The sequence below is a fragment of the Aquabacter sediminis genome (genome assembly GCF_028863665.1).
In the GTDB taxonomy this organism is placed as follows: domain Bacteria; phylum Pseudomonadota; class Alphaproteobacteria; order Rhizobiales; family Xanthobacteraceae; genus L1I39.
The window spans coordinates 279,542-296,964 of record NZ_JARBFX010000002.1; the positions used below are offsets into that span (position 1 = coordinate 279,542).

Sequence of the window (17,423 nt, forward strand, 5' to 3'; positions counted from 1 at the left end):
ATGATGGCGGTGCCATGCCCACCTCTTCCCAGCCGACCCTCGCCTCCCTCGCCGAAGACCTCGCCTCCGGACGCACCCGCTCCGTCGATCTGGTCGAAGCCTGCCTCGCCCGCATCGAAGCCACGGACGGCGAAGGCGCGCGCGCCTTCTCGCTGGTGGACCGGGCCGGCGCGCTGAAGGCGGCGGAAGGGTTCGATGCGTTGCGCGCGGCAGGGGCCGCGCCCTCCCCGTTCGCCGGCATCCCCATCGGCATCAAGGACCTGTTCGATGTGGCCGGCCAGGTCACCACCGCCGGCTCCAAGGTGCTGGCCGATGCCCCGCCCGCGCCGCGCGATGCCCCCTCCGTGGCGCGGCTGCGCAAGGCCGGGTTCGTCTTCATCGGCCGCAACACCATGACCGAGTTCGCCTATTCCGGGCTCGGCCTAAACCCGCATTATGGCTCCCCCCGCGCGCCTTTTGACCGGGCAACCGGCCGCATTTCCGGCGGTTCCACCTCGGGCGGCGCGGTGGCGGTGGCCGATGGCATGGCCCATGCCGCGCTCGGCACCGATACCGGCGGCTCGGCCCGCATCCCCGCCGCCTTCTGCGGCATTGTCGGCTTCAAGCCCACCGCCCGGCGCGTGCCTCTGGATGGGGCCTTCCCCCTCTCCTCTTCGCTGGATTCCATCGGCCCCATGGCGCGCTCGGTGGCCTGCTGCGCCACGCTCGATGCCATCCTGGCGGGCGAGGAGCCGACTTTGCTCACCGCCCGGCCCCTCACGGGCCTGCGGCTGCTGATCCCCACCACCGTGGCTCTGGACGAGCTGGACAGCACGGTGGCCTCCGCCTTCGAGGCGACCATCGCCCGGCTTTCGCAGGCGGGGGCCCGCGTCATGTCCGCGCCGGTCCCGGAATTCGGTGAAGTGGCCGGCATCAATGCCAAGGGCGGCTTCACGGCTGCGGAGAGCTATGCCGTCCACCGGGCCCTGCTGGCGGAGAAGGCCGAGGGCTATGACCCGCGCGTGGCCGTGCGCATCAAGCGCGGCGCCGACCAGTCGGCGGCGGATTATCTCGATATCCTCGCCGCCCGCCGCGCCCTTATCAAGCGTGCCGCCGCGCGCCTTGCGCCCTATGACGCGCTGGTCATGCCCACCACGCCGGTCATCCCGCCCCGCGTTGCGGACCTGGAGGGCGACGATGCGGCCTATGGCAAGGCGAACCTGCTCATCCTGCGCAACCCGACCCTCATCAACATGATCGACGGCTGCGCCATCTCGCTCCCGGTGGCGGGCGAAGGGGGCGCGCCGACGGGGCTGATGCTGGCGGGACCGGCCGGCGCCGATGCGCGCATCTTCGCCATCGCGGCGGGCATCGAGGCGGCCTTGAAGGGCTGACGGGCAAGGCCGCGCCCCCGGGCGCGGCGGGCCTTAGAGCTGGCGCTTGAGATTGTCGGCGAAAGACTGGATGTGGGCGCGCACGGCCTGCTCGGCCGCGTCCGCATCCCGCGAGCGCAAGGCGGCGACGATGGCGCCGTGCTCGTCCACCACGCGGCGGTGATGCTCCCGGTCGCGCAAAGAGACGAACCAGACCCGCTGCGCCCTCTCATGCAGATTGCGCAGGATCTCGCCCAGCACCGGATTGCCGGCGGCCGCCGAAATGGTGGCGTGGAACTCGCGGTCGAGGGCCATCAGGGTGGGGACGTCGCGCTCGGCGGCGGCCTCGACGCCGCGCGCTACATTGGCGGCGAGCGCCGCCAGCGTCTGCGGCTCGGCCCGCTCGGCGGCGAGGCGCGCGCAGAAGCCTTCATTGAGAAGGCGCACATCCACCATGTCGCGCACCTCGTCCTGGGAGATGGGCCGCACGATGATGCCCTTGCGGGGCAGCACTTCCACCAGGCCGTCCCGCATCAGCCGGTCGAAGGCCTGGCGCACGGGGGTGCGGCCCAGCCCCAAGGCGGAGGAGACCACCGCCTCGCTCAGAGCCTCGCCCGGCCGCCAGGCGCACATGATGATGCGCTGCTTGATCAGCTCATAGGCCTCCTCGCGCAGCGAACGGGGCGCGGCCGGCTCGGCGGCAGGGATCAGCACGTCCTGATCCGGCGGCATGCGCCCCTCCATCGCCGCGCCTCAGCCGCGGACCGGCAGCAGGGCCACGTCATAGCCGTGGCGGATGATGCGGCCGAGGACCGGGTCCTCCAGCTCGAATTCGAACCGCTCGGCCGGGCGGATGCCGCCATGGGCGGCCAGCGTGCCGCAGAACATGGCATAGCTGTCGGTGAGCGTGCCGTCATAGCCCTCCAGGATCTCGAGCGGGGCCAGCATGGCCGCCACCGAGCCCTCCTGGTACAGCTCGCGCGTGCCACCATTCACCACGTAGGAGCGCAGGATCAGCTTGTCCCAATGGGGCAGCACGTCGTCCAGCAGCCAGAGCTCGGGCGCCACCGGCTTGTCGCACATCTGCTTGGAGACGGTGATGTTGTAGGTCTCGACCTTGCGGTCCGTGTGATCGGAGCCGACGCCCAGATAGCGCTTGCCCATGGCCTGGAGGATCATGAACTCGGCCTCGCCGGAGGAATTCTCCCCGGTGCACTCGACCACGTCGGCGGTGGTGAGGCGGGCGGCGGCGACGCGGTAATAGATGGGGGTGGACGCCGGACGGGGCACGCCCAGCTCTTCCAATTCCTTGATGTGCTTTTCAAGCGCAACCTTATCCCGGCCCGTCCAGCCCGCAATGATGGCGGTGCGGACGAGAAGGGTGTCCTCCGAGCTGACCCCGTTGGCATGAATGGTGAAAGTGAGGGCGGTACCGGTCATCAGCCAGCTCCTTGGCGCCAGCTCCCTGGCGGCGGCTTTCGTTTCTGGGAAAAGAGGCCCGGGCGCCATGCGTCCGGGCGAAAGGCAGAGCCGGCGCCCCGTGTCAGGGCAGGGGGTCGGGGCGCCGGCTCGACGCGCAGGCCCTCAGTTGGGCATGCGCGTATCGAGAAGGGTCCACTTGCCATCCTTGACTTCCAGCACATAGACCGGCTTCACGGCATCGCCGTCGGTGAAGGAGATGGAGCCTTCCAGCGCCTGGTAGTCCTTCAGCTTGGCGAGCTGGTCGCGGATGGCGGTGCGCTCCTCGGCGACCTTGGCCTTGTCGCCGGTGACACCGGCGCGCTTCATGGCCTCGGAATAGAGGTAGACGATGTCATAGACGGAGGCGTCCATCTGGTTCGGCTCGGTGCGGTTGAGGCCGGCGGCCTTGGTGCGCTTGCCGAATTCCTCGGTGAAGGCCTTGGTGGTGGCGTTCACTTCGGGGAAGAAGGTGGTGCCGATGGTCAGCTTGTCGCCGGCGCCGTCCATGCGCTTGGGCAGCTCGGGATCGGCGATGGTGGTGCCGCCGATCAGACGGGTAGACACGCCTTGGCGCTTCAGCTCCTTGGCGATGTTGATGGCGCCCTCCGGGGGCGAGCCGAGGCCCACCACGTCGGGGTTGATCTGCTTGAGCTGGGCCACCTGCGGCGACAGGTCGAAGGCGGCGAGCTGGAAGTCCACCGAGCCCTTCAGCGGGATGGAATATTTCTCGAACAGCTTGGGGATCACCACCGTGCCGATGGACTTGGAGACCACGTCGTCGGTGGCATAGGCGGCCGCGCCCGTGGCGGTCGGCAGCTTCTTGTCCTTCAGCGAGGCCAGCACCTGGTCGATGACCTTGCCTTCGTCCGTGGTGTTGCGGAAGCCGTAGGTGAAGCCCTTGGTGAGGCCCGGGGCCGAGGAGGCCATGGACATCTGGGGAATGCCCTCGCGCTCGCCCACGGGGAAGGTGGTGCGCACCTCGGAGGAGGAGAAGGGACCGATGACCGCGAGCGCGGCATCGTCCTGGGCAAAGCGGCGCAGCGCGGTGGTGGCCTGCTTGGGATCGCCGGCGGTGTCGAACTTCACCACCTTGATCTTCTTGCCGTTGATGCCGCCCTTCTTGTTGATCTCCTCGACCGCCATGTCCACCGCCACCTCATTGGTGTTGGCAAGGCTCACATAGGGGCCGCTCTTGGCCATCATGTAGCCGAGGACGAGCTCGCCATCGGCCCGCGCGGCGCCGGTGGAAACGAGCGCCGCCAGCATGGTGGCGCCCAGCAGAACCGATGTCTTCATGGTGCAACTCCTCTCTGGATTATTGAGCGGGGGCGGCACTGCCCTCGCCGAGATAGGCTTCCTGGAGACGGGGGTCGGCCGCGAGGGCCTTGGGGTCGCCGGCCATCATGACGCGGCCAAGTTCCAGCACGGTGGCCTGGTGGGCGACCGAGAGCGCCTTGCCCGTATTCTGCTCCACCAGCAGCACGGACAGCCCCTCCCCGTTCAGTTCGCGGATCAGCTCGAACAGCTTGGAGACGAAGAGGGGCGAGAGGCCGAGGGACGGCTCGTCCAGCATCATCAGGCGCGGGCGGGACATCATGGCCCGGCCGATGGCCAGCATCTGCTGCTCGCCGCCGGACAGGCACGAGGCCAGCATGTGGCGCCGCTCGGCCAGATTGGGGAAGCGGCCATAGATGGCATCCATCTCGCGCTTCATGGCCGCCGTGTCGGTGCGCATATGGGCGCCGAGCAGCAGGTTTTCCTCAACCGACAAGGTGATGAGGATGCGCCGGCCTTCCGGCACCAGAACGAGCCCGCGGGCGATGCGCTTGTGGGCGGCCTCCCCGCTGATCTCCTCGCCATCAAAGGCGATGCCGCCGCCCTTGACGGGAACGGCGCCGAGAATGGCCTTCAGGAGCGTGCTCTTGCCAGCGCCGTTGGCGCCGAGCACGGTGACCACCTCGCCCTGCCCCACCTTCAGCGAGACATCTGAGAGCGCGGTGACGCGGCCATATTGGACGGTGAGGCCGGAGACCTGGAGCAGAGCCATGGGTCAGTCCTCCGCGCCGATATAGGCTTCGCGCACCTTGGGATCGCGTCGCACCTGCGAGAGCGGCCCCTCGGCGATCTTCTCGCCGAAATTCAGCACCACCACCTTCTCGCAGATGCTGTCCACGAAGTGCATGTCGTGCTCCACCACCAGCATGGTGAGGCCCTTGTCCATGAGCGCCCGCAGATGATCGCGCAGCGCGTTGGTCTCGCTGGGATTGAGGCCGGCGGCGGGCTCGTCCAGCATCAGGACATTGGCGCCGGCCAGCGTCGCCCGCACCAAATCGATGCGCTTGCGCACGCCATAGGGCAGCGCGCTCACCATCTCGTCCGCGTAGCGCTCCAGCCCGTTCTCGGCGAGGGCGGCCCGCGCCTCCCGCTTCCAGCGATGGTTGGGAATGAGGCGGTAGGGGGTCAGCAGCGCACCGATCGAGGACGCCCGCACATGCTGGCCCACCAGCAGGTTTTCCAGAACCGACAGATGGTTCATCAGGCGGATATTCTGGAACGAGCGGGCGACCCCGGTGCCGATGCGCTTGCGGGACGGCATGTGCGTGACATCCACGCCGTTCACCTGGATGGTGCCGGCATCGACGCCATAGACGCCGCTCACCAGGTTGAACACCGTGGTCTTGCCCGCGCCGTTGGGGCCGATGAGGGCGGTGGTGCGGCCCTTGGGAACCTCGAAGGACAGGTCCCGGATGGCCCGCACGCCCGCAAACGACTTGCACAGGCCCGAGATGGAGAGAGCCGAGGTCATCGCGTCACCTCCGGCGCGCGGCGGCGGAACAGGCGGAAGAGCGAGGTGGTGACCAGCCCCTGCGGCCGCACCGCCATGAACAAGATGATGAAGGTGGCGAACAGGGCGTAGCGCCACTGGTCGGACGCCCGCAGCAGTTCCGGCACCAGCGTGAAGAAGGCCGCGCCCACCAGCGGGCCCCACACCGTCTGGGTTCCGCCGAACAGCACATAGAGCACCGTGAAGACGGACAGCAGGACGTTGAAGTGCTGGGCTTCCACGAAATTATAGTGGTGGGCATAGAAGGCCCCGCCGAAGCCCGCCACCGCCGCGCCCAGCGCAAAGGCCGCCACCTGGATGCCCCGCACGGACACGCCGAGCAGGTCCGCCACTGTCGGGTCGCTCTTCACCGCCGTGAGATAGAGCGCGAAGCGGGTGCGGGAGACGAGGAGCATCAGCAGCACCACCCCGCCGGCGGCGGCATAGACCGCATAAGGACCGGCATAGTCGGAGACCGGATAGCCGGCCGCCCCGCCCACCACTTCCAGATTGAGGAAGACGGCGGCAATCACCTGCCCCAGCGCGAAGGTGGCCATGGCCAGGTAAATGCCGTGGGTGCGCAGCACGGGAATGCCGATGAGAATGCCCATGAGCCCCGCCAGCGCCGAGCCCACCGGAATGGCCGCCCACATGGGCCAGGCATATTCATTGGTCAGGAAGGCCGAGGCATAGGCGCCGATGGCCATGAAGCCGGCAATGCCCAGGTTCAGCTGGCCCGCCGCCAGCGGCAGATAGACCGCATAGGCCGCCATCACATTGAAGGCGAGGACGACGAGGACGCCCGTCAGATAGCCGCTCATCACAGCTTCTCCCGGCTGGCGGGGCGCCCGAGAAGACCTTGGGGCCGCAGGATGAGGATGAGGAGAAGGAGCCCATAGACCGTGATGTTGACCACGTCGGCCCCGATGAAGGAGATGGAAAGCACTTCGGCGAGGCCGATCAGGAGGCCGCCCAGCACCGCGCCCCAGATGGAGCCCATGCCGCCCACAATCATGGCCGCCACGCCCTTGAAGCCGACCCCCTCCCCCATGAAGGGCGAGACCTGCTGGTAATTGACCGCGAACAGGATGCCGGCGAGCGCGGTGAGCAAGGCACTGGCGACGAAGAGCTGCGGCACAAGGCGGGAGATGTTGATGCCCATGAGCAGCGCCGTGTCGCGGCTCTCGGCCACCGTGCGGATGCGCCGGCCCATATTGGTGGAGCGTAGGAACCAGGAGAGCCAGGCCACCAGCGCCACCGAAATCGCCAATGAAATCAACTGCGCGATGCCGATGACCAGCCCGCCGATGCGCAGATTGAGGTCGGGCAGCAGGCTTGGAAAGGCCTGCTGGTCCGAGCCGTACTGAATCAGCATGAGGTTCTCGAGCAGCACCAGGAAGCCCAGCGAGGAGACCAGCGGCACCTCCGGGTCCCCGCCCTGCATGGGCCGGTAGGCGAGGCGCTCCACCAGCAGCGACACGAGCGCGGCCACGAACAAGGCGGTGGCAAAGGCCAGGAACCACGGCCAGCCGATTTTCATCATGCCGAAGGCCAGCATGCCGCCCAGCATGAACAGGCCCGGCAGCGAGAAATTGAGAAAGTTCAGCACCCCGATGGCGAGGGTGAAGGCCACCGCCACCAGCATATAGATGGCGCCGAGCATCAGGCCGTTGACGATCTGCTGGGCGAGCATGACGCAGGCGTGTCCTTGATGATCGAGACAAGCCTCGGGCCGTCTGGAGCGGGGGGCACCCGAGGGCGGCGCCCGATCCTCCGGCCGAGGAATTAGATAACATACAAAGCTAATTTAAAGCCGACTTCAAGCTGAAATTTCAGGCGGATTTCAGACGGATTACAGGCAGCCGGACGTGACGCCTTCCGCTCGGGACAGCCGGTTTTTCGTTGCGCCGTGCTCACCCGCGCCCGCCGGTCGACGCGGGGGCGGTCGGCCGGAACATGCCTGTTTCGGGAGCAAATTCGGCCGGAGCTAAGCCGAGAACACCCCTCAGCGAAGGGGGAATCCGAGCCGCTTCAGCACCTCCCGCAAGCGGTCGCGCCCGGTCAGCGCCGCCGGCCCCCCGACCCGCTGCACCGCGACCCTGGACCACCCCGCCGGCCGCATCCCCTCGGCCTCCTGGAAGGCGGTCATGGCGGCGTCATAGGTCGCCACGGCCGCCTCCGGAACGGTCGCGTCATAGCGGTCATGATGAAGCACAAGTGCTTGAGACAAGCGGGGTTTTACCTTGGCCGGACGGGTGGGGTCGGGATGTCCCACACACATTCCGAACACCGCCACGACCCGTGGCGGGAGACCCAGAAGCTCGGCCACTTTCTCCGGATTGTTCCGCAGCCCGCCAATATAGACGATCCCCAGCCCCAGAGATTCGAGCGCCACCGCCGCATTCTGCGCCGCCAGCGCCGCATCCACCGCGCCGACCAGGAACATCTCAATGAAATCAAGGCCTTCCACCGCCCCACCGGTGCGCGCCCCCAACTCGGCCAGGCGGGACAGGTCGGCCAGCCACACCAGCAGCACCGGCGCCTCCACCACATGCTTCTGCCCACCGGCAACGGCCGACAGAGCAGCCTTGGTCGCCGGATCGCGCACCGCAATGACGCTCCAGGCCTGGAGATTGGAAGAGGTGGACGCACTCTGGGCGGCAGCCACGGCCGCTTCCAGCGCCCCTTCCGGAACCGGATCAGTGCTGTAGGCACGAACGGACCGGTGCCCCAGGAGGGCGTCGATTACGGGATTGGAAACAAACGCCCCCGGCAAGGGCTGCGCCCCGTAGCGCGCGTTAAGAAGAGACACGCTTTCCCCGCCCTCGCGGGGATCGAGGGTGTGCTGAACCTGCGGCATTCCAAACTCCGGCGCGGCGCGACAACGGCGCCCGCGCTTAAGGTGGCGCCTGCGGTGCTCTGATAGCGGCCGCAGACCTTCGCCGCGACTGTGAGACAGGGATCCGCCTAGCACAAGCCCAAGACGTAGCCCTCCACCGGCAGCCTATTCTATGACCTTCACAATCCGGCGGGTGGAGGGGTCCACGAGGACGGTGTCCCGTCCCACCACGGCGAACTTATAGTTGGGAATTCCCACATCCTGAGGAAGTTCATGGACTTCCACCGACGGGGGGAGTTCCACGCCGGTGGCGACGATGAAGTCTCGGGCGGGCGGCGTGTCCGCTCGCTGCTCTGCGGCCACGCCCCGGATTTTGTCCTCCTGGTCCAGAGTCGTGAGGACGGAAGGCGTCGACACCGTGCTCGGTGGCGTCGGCAAGGTTTCCTGGGCGAGAGCCGGTCCCGTAAGGCATGCCGCCAAAAAGGCAGCCGAGGTGAGATGTAACCGCATGATCGCTCCCTGTTGGCGCCCCCGAACTGAACGCGAGCGCGAAGAAGCGGGTTCCCGCGACCCGTTCCCAAATACCGCGCCACGCGCCCGGCCGACACTTCGGGCACCAAGGTAGTGCTTTTTACGGTTTTTCCTGCGGAATTTCTTGGAACAGAGGCAGAGTACTCCCGCTAATTTTCTGGTGTTCGTTCAGCTTTTGAGACAGTCTGCCCAAACGTTCGGCTGCGGATTTTCTATAGGTGATTCATGGTGACCTCAACGGTACGCACCGTCACGCATGACCTGTTGCGCAAGTTGGAACTCACAACCTTCTTCGGTAATCCGGGATCGACGGAAGAGACCTTCCTCAAGGACTTCCCTTCCGACTTCACCTATCATCTGGCCTTGCAGGAAGCCTCCGCCATTGCCATCGCGGACGGCTACGCCCAGGCCACGGGCAAGCCCGCCATCGTCAATGTCCACACCGCCGCCGGCCTTGGCAACGCCATGGGCAACCTCATCACAGCAAGCCTCAATAAGACGCCGCTCATCGTCACCGCAGGCCAACAAACCCGCGAGATGCTCCTGATGGAGCCGTGGCTGACCAATGTGGATTCAACTCTTCTGCCCCGCCCTTGGGTGAAGTGGGCCTATGAGCCAGCCCGCGCCGAAGATGTCCCGGCCGCCTTCATGCGCGCCTATGCCACCGCTCTCCAGGCGCCCGCCGGCCCGGTCTTCCTGTCCCTGCCGCTGGACGACTGGGACAAGCCCATGAGCGGCGAGGCGGTCCTGCGCACGGTGAGCCGCCGCGTGGCGCCCGACTTCGACCGCCTGAAGGAATTCGCCCAGATCCTCTCGCAGGCCTCCTCGCCCGCGCTGATCTTCGGGGCAGCCATCGATCGTGGCCAGGGCTGGCCGGCGGCGGTGGCCCTGGCCGAGAAGCTGGGCGCCACGGTCTGGGCCGCGCCCGCCAGCGAGCGCGCGCCCTTCCCCGAGGACCATCCCCTCTTCGCCGGCGGCCTGCCGTTCGCCATCGCGCCCTTGTGCGAGCACCTGAAGGGGCATGACGTGGCCATCGTCATCGGCGCCCCCGTCTTCCGCTACTATCCTTATGTGGCGGGCGACTATCTCCCCGCCGGGCTCAAGCTCTTGCACATCTCCGACGACCCAGCGGAAACCGCGCGCGCGCCTGTTGGCGACAGCCTGGTGGGTGATGCGGTGCTCGCCACACAGGCCCTTGTAGACCTGGTGGCGCCCCGTTCCAGCCCCGCCAGGACCAGCCGGGTCGCCCCACTGCCCCAGCGCATGGCCCCCCACAAGGCGGTTCACCCCCACGAGCCGCCCGGCGGCAAGGACGGCATCCCCACTGCCGCAGACGTGTTCGCTGCACTGGCGCAGGTGCGCCCGGCCCATGCGGTGCTGGTGGAAGAATCGCCCTCCAACCTCGCCGACCTGCATCGCCATTGGCCCATCACCGAGCCGGCGACCTTCTTCACCTTCGCCTCAGGCGGCCTGGGCTGGAACCTACCGGCCTCGGTGGGCATCGCGCTCGGAGAACGGGACACGGGCCGCAGCCGCCCGGTCATTGTGGTGATCGGCGACGGCTCCATGCAGTATTCCATCCAGTCGCTCTGGACGGCGGCGCAGAGCAAGCTGCCCATCGTCTTCATCGCGCTGCGCAACGGCCAATACGGCATCCTCAAATCGTTCGCCGTGCTGGAAGAGACCCCCGGCGTGCCGGGCCTCGACATTCCCGGCATCGACATTGTCAGCCTGGCCAAGGGCTATGGCTGTGCATCCGAGCGTATCAGCGACCTCGAAGTGCTGAAGACCCGCGTAGCCGAAGGCTTCACAGGCGATGGCCCCCTTGTCATCGAAGTGCCGATCACCGCGGACGTTCCACCCCTCATCTGAACGCAAAAGGCCCGGACGGCACGATTGGGTGCCGCCCGGCCCATTTTCAGAAGCGCGGTGCGTGCCGCTCAGGCCGCCTTGGCCAGTGCCCTGCGCCGCACGTCCGGCGGTGTCGCCTCATCGGCCAAAAGAGCCAGAGCCTCGTCCAGCGGCAGGACCACCTGCTGGTTGGAGCCCAGCCGGCGGATGGAGACCGTGCGCTCCGCCGCTTCCTTGCGGCCCGCCACCAGCATGACCGGCACCTTCGCCAACGAGTGCTCGCGCACCTTGTAGTTGATCTTCTCGTTGCGAAGATCGAGCTCGGTGCGCAGATCGAGCGCCTTGGCGGCGGCGGCCACCTCGACGGCATAGTCGTCCGCATCAGACGTGATGGTGGTCACCACGAGTTGCGTGGGCGCCAGCCACAGCGGGAAGTGGCCGGCGAAGTGCTCGATCAGGATGCCGGTGAAGCGCTCCATGGAGCCGCAGATGGCGCGGTGGATCATCACCGGGGTCTTCTTCTGGCCGTCCGCATCCACATAGAAGGCGCCGAAGCGCTCCGGCAGGTTGAAGTCCACCTGGGTGGTGCCGCACTGCCATTCACGACCGATGGCATCCGAGAGGGTGTACTCGAACTTGGGGCCATAGAAGGCGCCCTCGCCGGGCAGGATGCCGGTCTTGATCTTGCCCCCGGACTGGGCCTCGATCTGCTGGAGAACGCGGCCCATCACCTCCTCGGCATGATCCCACACCGCGTCCGACCCCACCCGCTTCTCGGGACGGGTGGAGAGCTTCACGATGATGTTCTCGAAACCGAAGTCCGCATAGGTGCTCAGGATCAGGTCGTTGATCTTCAGGCACTCAGCCGCCATCTGGTCTTCGGTGCAGAAGATGTGGGCATCATCCTGCGTAAAGCCGCGCACGCGCATGAGGCCGTGCAGGGCGCCGGAGGGCTCATAGCGGTGCACCGCGCCGAATTCGGCGAGGCGCAGCGGCAGGTCGCGATAGGACTTCAGGCCATGCTTGAAGATCTGGACGTGCCCGGGGCAGTTCATGGGCTTCAGCGCAAAGACACGCTCGTCGTCGGTCTCATCGCCCGCTGACTGCACCTTGAACATGTTTTCCTTGTACCAGCCCCAATGACCGGAGGTCTCCCACAAGGACTTGTCCAGCACCTGGGGGGCATTCACCTCGTCATAATCGGCCTTCAGGCGCCGACGCATATAGGCGACGAGACCCTGGAACAGGCTCCAGCCCTTGGGATGCCAGAAGACCGTGCCGGGCCCCTCCTCCTGGAAGTGGAAGAGGTCCATCTCCCGGCCCAGACGGCGATGGTCGCGCTTCTCAGCTTCCTCAAGGCGGTGGAGATAGCCATCCAGCTCCGCCTGGTCGTGCCAAGCGGTGCCGTAGATGCGCGTCAGCATGGGATTGTTGCTGTCGCCGCGCCAATAGGCGCCCGCCACCTTCATGAGCTTGAAGGCATTGCCCACCTTGCCGGTGGAGGGCATGTGCGGTCCGCGGCACAGGTCGAACCATTCGCCCTGCTTGTAAATCTTGACGTCCTGGTCTTCGGGGATCGCGTCCACGAGTTCCACCTTGAACGCCTCACCCTTCATGGCGAACACGTTCTTGGCCTGATCGCGCGACCACACTTCCTTGGTGAAGGGGCGGTCCTTCGCGATGATCTCGCGCATCTTGGCTTCGATCTTCGGCAGGTCGTCCGTGGTGAACGGCTCGTTGCGCGCGAAGTCGTAATAGAAGCCGTTTTCGATCACCGGGCCGATGGTGACCTGGGTCCCGGGATAAAGCGCCTGCACCGCCTCCGCCAGCACATGGGCCGCATCGTGCCGGATCAGTTCCAGCGCGCGGGGATCGTCCCGGGTGACGATTTCAAGGCGCGCATCGGCGGTGATGGGCTCGGACAGGTCCGCCAGGACGCCATCCAGCGTCACGGCGACGGCCTTCTTGGCGAGGGATTTGGAAATGGCGGCGGCGATCTCCGCGCCGCTCGTTCCGTCGGGATAGCTGCGTGCGGCGCCATCGGGGAACGTCAAGGTAACCATGGCATGTCTCCGGCCCACTCCTGCGCACCAGGCAGGTAGGCGAGTTGAACAAGGCTGGCGTCTCTAGTCCTATTGACCTTGCGCGTCTAGGGGGCGGCACCGTTCAACAGTAGACCGGAACCTCAGGCCATTCCCCACCGCAAGCTCCGCATCAGCCTTCGGACTTTGGTGCCTCGGGCTGATGCCAGTCGCCATAGGTCCAGGGACGATACCAGCGCGCCTCCTCCGGCACCCGCTCGGGCACCGGGTCGAACCCATGCCCCCCCCAGGGATGGCAGCGGCAGATGCGGGCGGCTCCCATCCATCCCCCCGCCCAGGCACCGTGCTTCTGGATGGCTTCATCCGCATAGGCCGAACAGGTGGGCAGATAGCGGCATTGCCGTCCCATGAAGGCGGACAGCGAGTAGCGATAGACGAGAATGGGTGCGCGAAGCAGGTGGCGCGGAACACGGCGCACGGCCCGCCACAGCCGCGCGCGCAGCCCCGGGGGCGAAGCCTGCTCCTTCGGCGGGAAATGCGAAAGAACCATCCTGTGCGCGCACCCCATGCTTGCCGGCGCGGCCTTTCTGCTCAAGCCGCCCCTTCCACCGGTAGATCGGGCCTGCCCTTCGGCAGGTCAAGACGGCGCAAGACCGGAAATGCTGGGCCTTCAGCCCACGTCCGGCCATCCATCGGAGGCGACGCCGACGAAAGACGACCCAGCCACATCAGACTGTCCGGAAATAATAAGCCGACACTGGGACACCACTATGCGAGCGGAGGCTTAAGAATAAGCCTATTAGCCAACAAATATTATTCCTCACCCTACAAGATATGAAGTCATATCACTGTCGCGCCCGCCTTACATAACGTCACACACATTCAGACACAAACCAGCGGATGGCTCCACCCTATCCGCACGAGATTCTATTTCCTTTGCTTCGATGAGGAATTGACCGATGGCGGCTTACACCCTTCAGCTCCTCCACTTCTCCGATGGCGAGGGCGGCCTCCTGGCCTCCACCACCGCCCCCTATCTGGCTGCGATGGTGGACGCTTTCGACGACCAGTTTGCCAACACCTTGATCCTGTCCGGCGGCGACAACTGGATCCCCGGCCCCTTTCTGGCAGCGGGCACCGACCCCGCTGTGCGGGACACGCTGAACGCCGTGACCAGGTCTTCCATGACGGGCACCATCCCGATCGCGGCGGCCGACATTGCGATCCACAACCTGATTGGGGTGCAGGCTTCCGCACTGGGCAATCACGATTTCGACCTTGGCTCCAACGTGCTCGCAAGCGCCCTGTCCGCCAATAGCGGCTGGGTGGGCGCGCAGTTCGTCTCGGTTTCGGCGAACCTCGTCTTCGGCCCCTCCTCGCCTTACTACACCGATCCGTTGGCCACCGATTCGGCCCTTAACGGCATCTATGCGGACACGCTGGACTTCAACGTTCAGGCCGGTCTGAACGCCCCCGCCACGACGACGCGCGTGGCCGAGGCCTCCACCTTGAAGGGCAAGATCGCCCCCGCCACCGTCATCACCGAAGGCGGCGAGAAGATTGGCGTGGTGGGCATCACCACCCAGATCCTGGAATCCATTTCCTCGCCCTCCGGCGCGGAGATCGCCGGCTTCCCCGGAGGCACGGGCGCCAATGGCGAAATGGACAATATGGATCTGCTGGCGGCGCAGCTTCAGCCGATCATCAACGAGTTGATTGCCGAGGGCATCAACAAGATCGTGCTGATGTCACACCTGCAGATCATCGGCAATGAAATGGTGCTGGCCACGAAGCTGAGCGGCGTGGACATCATCCTGTCCGCCGGCTCCCACCAGCGCATGGGCGACGACACGGACGTGCCCGCCAACTTTCCGGGTCACGATGCCGATTTCGCCTATGACTATCCCTATGTGACCGCCGGCGCCGACGGAAAGACCACCGTCATCGTCAACACGGATAACGAATACACTTACCTGGGTCGCCTCGCCGTCGATTTCGACGAGCAGGGCGAGATCATTGCCGACAGCCTCACGGCCAATGCCGGCATCAACGGCGCCTATGCCTCCACCGCCGCCAATGTGGCCACCGCCTGGGGCGTGAGCGAGGCCGACCTTGCCACCACCGCCTTCGCGGCCGGAACCAAGGGCGGCGCGGTCGCCCAGGTTGCAGGTGCCGTTCAGGGCGTCATCAACGTCAAGGACGGCAACGTCTACGGCTATTCCACGGTCTATCTGGAAGGCGAACGTGGCTATGTGCGCGGCCAGGAGACCAACCTGGGCGACCTCTCGGCCGATGCCAATGCCGCGACGCTGAAGGGTGCCCTGACTGAAGTTCTGGGCGCGGACGCGGCACAGGAAGCCTATGTGGTGTCGATCAAGAATGGCGGCGGCATCCGCGCCCAGATCGGCACGCTCTCCGCGCCCGATCCGGTGGACGGCTCGGTTGAGAAGTTGCCGCCGGACGGCGGTGTCTCGCAGCTCGACGTGGAAAACTCCCTGCGCTTCAACAACAAGCTCATGGCCTTCGACACCACGGCCGAGGGCCTGATGGCCATCATCGAGCATGGCGTCGGCGCCTATCCCAACCAGGGTCGTTTCCCCCAGATCGGCGGCGTCGCCTTCTCCTTCGATCCCGATTTGCCCACCGGCAGCCGCGTGTCCAGCATCGCGCTGATCGACGCGGACGACCACACGGTGGTTCAGCTTGTTGAAAACGGCGTCGTTCTCACCGACGTTCCCGACGTCATCCGCGTGGTGACGCTGAACTTCATGGCCGATGGCGGTGACGGCTACCCCATGAAGGCCAACGGTTCCAACTTCCGCTATCTGCTGGAGGACGGCACCCTCGGCCCGGTGCTGGACGAGGCGTCTGACCTTGACGCCAATCCGCCCGCAAACGCCATGAGCGAGCAGAAGGCGTTCGAGCTTTACATGCGCGCCAACCACGCCACGCCCGAGACCGCCTTCGACAAGGCGGACACGGAGATGTCCGGCGACCTGCGCATCCAGAACCTGAACGCGCGCACCGACACCGTCCTCGCCAGCGATGCCGAGACCTTCCTTGGCGGTGAAGGAGCAGATGCGTTCGATGGCAGCGCCAGCGACGACCGGGCCCATGGCGGCCCGGGCGACGACATCCTGCGCGGCCATGCCGGCAATGACATCCTGTTCGGCGAAGCCGGCAACGACCACCTCATCGGCGGGGTCGGCAACGACATCCTCGTCGGCGGCACGGGGGACGACCTTCTGTCCGGCGGCACCGGGCGCAATTCCCTGCATGGCGGTCTCGGCAACGATCGCGCCATCTTCACCGGCAACCGCGCCGACTACGACATCGTCCATGACGGCGCGGGCCTGATCGTCCGCTCTATCGCCGATGCGAGTGAGGAGACCCGCATGATCGGCGTCGAAACGCTGGCCTTCGCGGACGGTGACGTTGCGGTTGACGACAACCCCTCCACCGCACTCGTGGCGGGCCTCTACCAGCAGATCATGGGGCGCGTACCGGACCTCCAGGGCCTGCAATACTGGACTGGCCTCCTCGACAAGGGCGCCAATCTGGGAGACGTGGCGATTGGCATGATCCTGTCCCCGGAGGCGCAGGCGCGCGGCGTGGGGGCTGCCAGTGCCGACGACATTACCGTCGATTTGCTCTATCTCGCCATCCTCGGGCGGCCCGCCGACGCGGCCGGCAAGGCCTATCACGAAGCCGCTGTCGCCGAGGGTCTTCCCCTTGCGGTGCTGGCGGGCCACTTCGTCCATGCGCCGGAGATGGAGCCGTTCCAGATGGCGGGCGCCACCCTCGACATGTCCTTCCTCTCGCCGGACCTCTTCACCCGCGCCGGCACTGCCGGCAATGACGTGATCTTCGGCGGGGTCGGCGCGGATGTGTTGGTGGGCGGGCCGGGCTCGGACCTGCTGCATGGCGGCCGCGGCATCGACACGGCGGTCTTCCAGGGCAACCGGGCGGATTTCGACATCGCCTACAGTCACGGCAAGGTCCTTGTGACCGATCGGGCTGACGCCTCCGTGGACACGCTGGTGAATGTGGAACGCATCGCCTTTGACGACGGCACGTTCGATCTTGAGACCGACGCCACCGCCCTGACGCTGGCCACCCTTTACGGGCGTGTGCTCAACCGTCAGGCGGACGTGGCGGGCCTCGACTTCGCTTTGTCTGCCAATGACGGCGGTACGTCGGACGGTCGGCTGCTGCTCAATCTGGTGCAGTCGCCGGAAGCCCTGGCCAAGGGCGTGGCGGGCCCCAATGGCGGCGGCCTGACGGTGGACACCCTCTATCAGGCCGTCTTCGCAACGGAGGGCACCGAGAGCGGCCTTGCCACCTACAAGGCGCTCGAAGCCTCGGGCGCAAATCTCGAGGAAGTGGCAAGCGCCATGGTGCGCTCCGATGAGCTGGCGGCCCTCCACCTTTCGGCAGCGGACCTCGACTTCTTCATCTGAGGCACACCACGAAAAGGAAAAAGGCGGAGACCGGCCACCGGTCCCCGCCTTTTTCATATCTGG

Annotated in this window: 14 protein-coding genes; 3 read left to right on the forward strand and 11 right to left on the reverse strand. The window is 66.4% G+C overall.

Going from position 1 to position 17,423, the window contains the following annotated elements; genetic code table 11:
- Positions 1-14: 14 nt before the first annotated feature.
- Complete coding sequence (locus PV781_RS04270; RefSeq protein ID WP_274774383.1) at positions 15-1,373, forward strand: amidase; 1,359 nt, start codon at positions 15-17, stop codon at positions 1,371-1,373.
- Between the two features lie 33 nt (positions 1,374-1,406).
- Here PV781_RS04270 and PV781_RS04275 read toward each other — a convergent pair whose 3' ends face one another.
- The 9 genes from PV781_RS04275 to PV781_RS04315 all read right to left on the reverse strand — a co-directional run bounded on the left by PV781_RS04275 (position 1,407) and on the right by PV781_RS04315 (position 8,839).
- Positions 1,407-2,084 carry a GntR family transcriptional regulator gene (locus PV781_RS04275; RefSeq protein WP_274774384.1) on the reverse strand — a complete coding sequence of 226 codons (678 nt, stop codon included), beginning with the start codon at positions 2,082-2,084 and terminating at the stop codon, positions 1,407-1,409.
- 21 nt (positions 2,085-2,105) lie between these two features.
- On the reverse strand, positions 2,106-2,792 hold the full coding sequence (locus PV781_RS04280; protein WP_274774385.1) for a DUF2848 domain-containing protein: 687 nt from the start codon (positions 2,790-2,792) through the stop codon (positions 2,106-2,108).
- Positions 2,793-2,936: 144 nt separating this feature from the next.
- Complete coding sequence (locus tag PV781_RS04285; RefSeq protein ID WP_274774386.1) at positions 2,937-4,109, reverse strand: ABC transporter substrate-binding protein; 1,173 nt, start codon at positions 4,107-4,109, stop codon at positions 2,937-2,939.
- Positions 4,110-4,128: 19 nt separating this feature from the next.
- Positions 4,129-4,860, reverse strand: a complete 732-nt coding sequence (locus tag PV781_RS04290) for an ABC transporter ATP-binding protein (RefSeq protein WP_274774387.1) — start codon at positions 4,858-4,860, stop codon at positions 4,129-4,131.
- Between the two features lie 3 nt (positions 4,861-4,863).
- Positions 4,864-5,619, reverse strand: coding sequence for an ABC transporter ATP-binding protein (locus PV781_RS04295; RefSeq protein ID WP_274774388.1), 756 nt, complete (start codon positions 5,617-5,619; stop codon positions 4,864-4,866).
- Complete coding sequence (locus PV781_RS04300; RefSeq protein WP_274774389.1) at positions 5,616-6,458, reverse strand: branched-chain amino acid ABC transporter permease; 843 nt, start codon at positions 6,456-6,458, stop codon at positions 5,616-5,618. The genes PV781_RS04295 and PV781_RS04300 overlap by 4 nt, the downstream gene beginning before the upstream one ends.
- Positions 6,458-7,330 (reverse strand): branched-chain amino acid ABC transporter permease, encoded by an 873-nt coding sequence (locus PV781_RS04305; RefSeq protein WP_274774390.1) that lies wholly within the window; start codon positions 7,328-7,330, stop codon positions 6,458-6,460. The genes PV781_RS04300 and PV781_RS04305 overlap by 1 nt, the downstream gene beginning before the upstream one ends.
- A gap of 312 nt (positions 7,331-7,642) precedes the next feature.
- Complete coding sequence (locus tag PV781_RS04310) at positions 7,643-8,497, reverse strand: NADPH-dependent oxidoreductase (protein ID WP_274774391.1); 855 nt, start codon at positions 8,495-8,497, stop codon at positions 7,643-7,645.
- Between the two features lie 144 nt (positions 8,498-8,641).
- Entirely contained in the window at positions 8,642-8,839 is a 198-nt protein-coding gene (locus PV781_RS04315) for a DUF1236 domain-containing protein (RefSeq protein WP_274774392.1), read from the reverse strand.
- Positions 8,840-9,232: 393 nt separating this feature from the next.
- On the opposite strand from PV781_RS04315, the gene mdlC reads away from it, so the two are divergent.
- Positions 9,233-10,879, forward strand: a complete 1,647-nt coding sequence (mdlC, locus tag PV781_RS04320; RefSeq protein WP_274774393.1) for a benzoylformate decarboxylase — start codon at positions 9,233-9,235, stop codon at positions 10,877-10,879.
- Positions 10,880-10,947: 68 nt separating this feature from the next.
- Here mdlC and thrS read toward each other — a convergent pair whose 3' ends face one another.
- Both thrS and yidD read right to left on the reverse strand, forming a co-directional pair.
- Positions 10,948-12,921: a threonine--tRNA ligase gene (thrS, locus tag PV781_RS04325; RefSeq protein WP_274774394.1), complete on the reverse strand. Its 1,974-nt coding sequence runs from the start codon at positions 12,919-12,921 to the stop codon at positions 10,948-10,950.
- Positions 12,922-13,072: 151 nt separating this feature from the next.
- Positions 13,073-13,378 carry a membrane protein insertion efficiency factor YidD gene (yidD, locus tag PV781_RS04330; protein ID WP_425532361.1) on the reverse strand — a complete coding sequence of 102 codons (306 nt, stop codon included), beginning with the start codon at positions 13,376-13,378 and terminating at the stop codon, positions 13,073-13,075.
- A 481-nt stretch (positions 13,379-13,859) separates the two neighbouring features.
- Between yidD and PV781_RS04335 the strand changes: the two genes are divergently transcribed.
- Positions 13,860-17,360, forward strand: coding sequence for a DUF4214 domain-containing protein (locus tag PV781_RS04335; protein ID WP_274774395.1), 3,501 nt, complete (start codon positions 13,860-13,862; stop codon positions 17,358-17,360).
- The last annotated feature ends 63 nt before the right edge of the window (positions 17,361-17,423 follow it).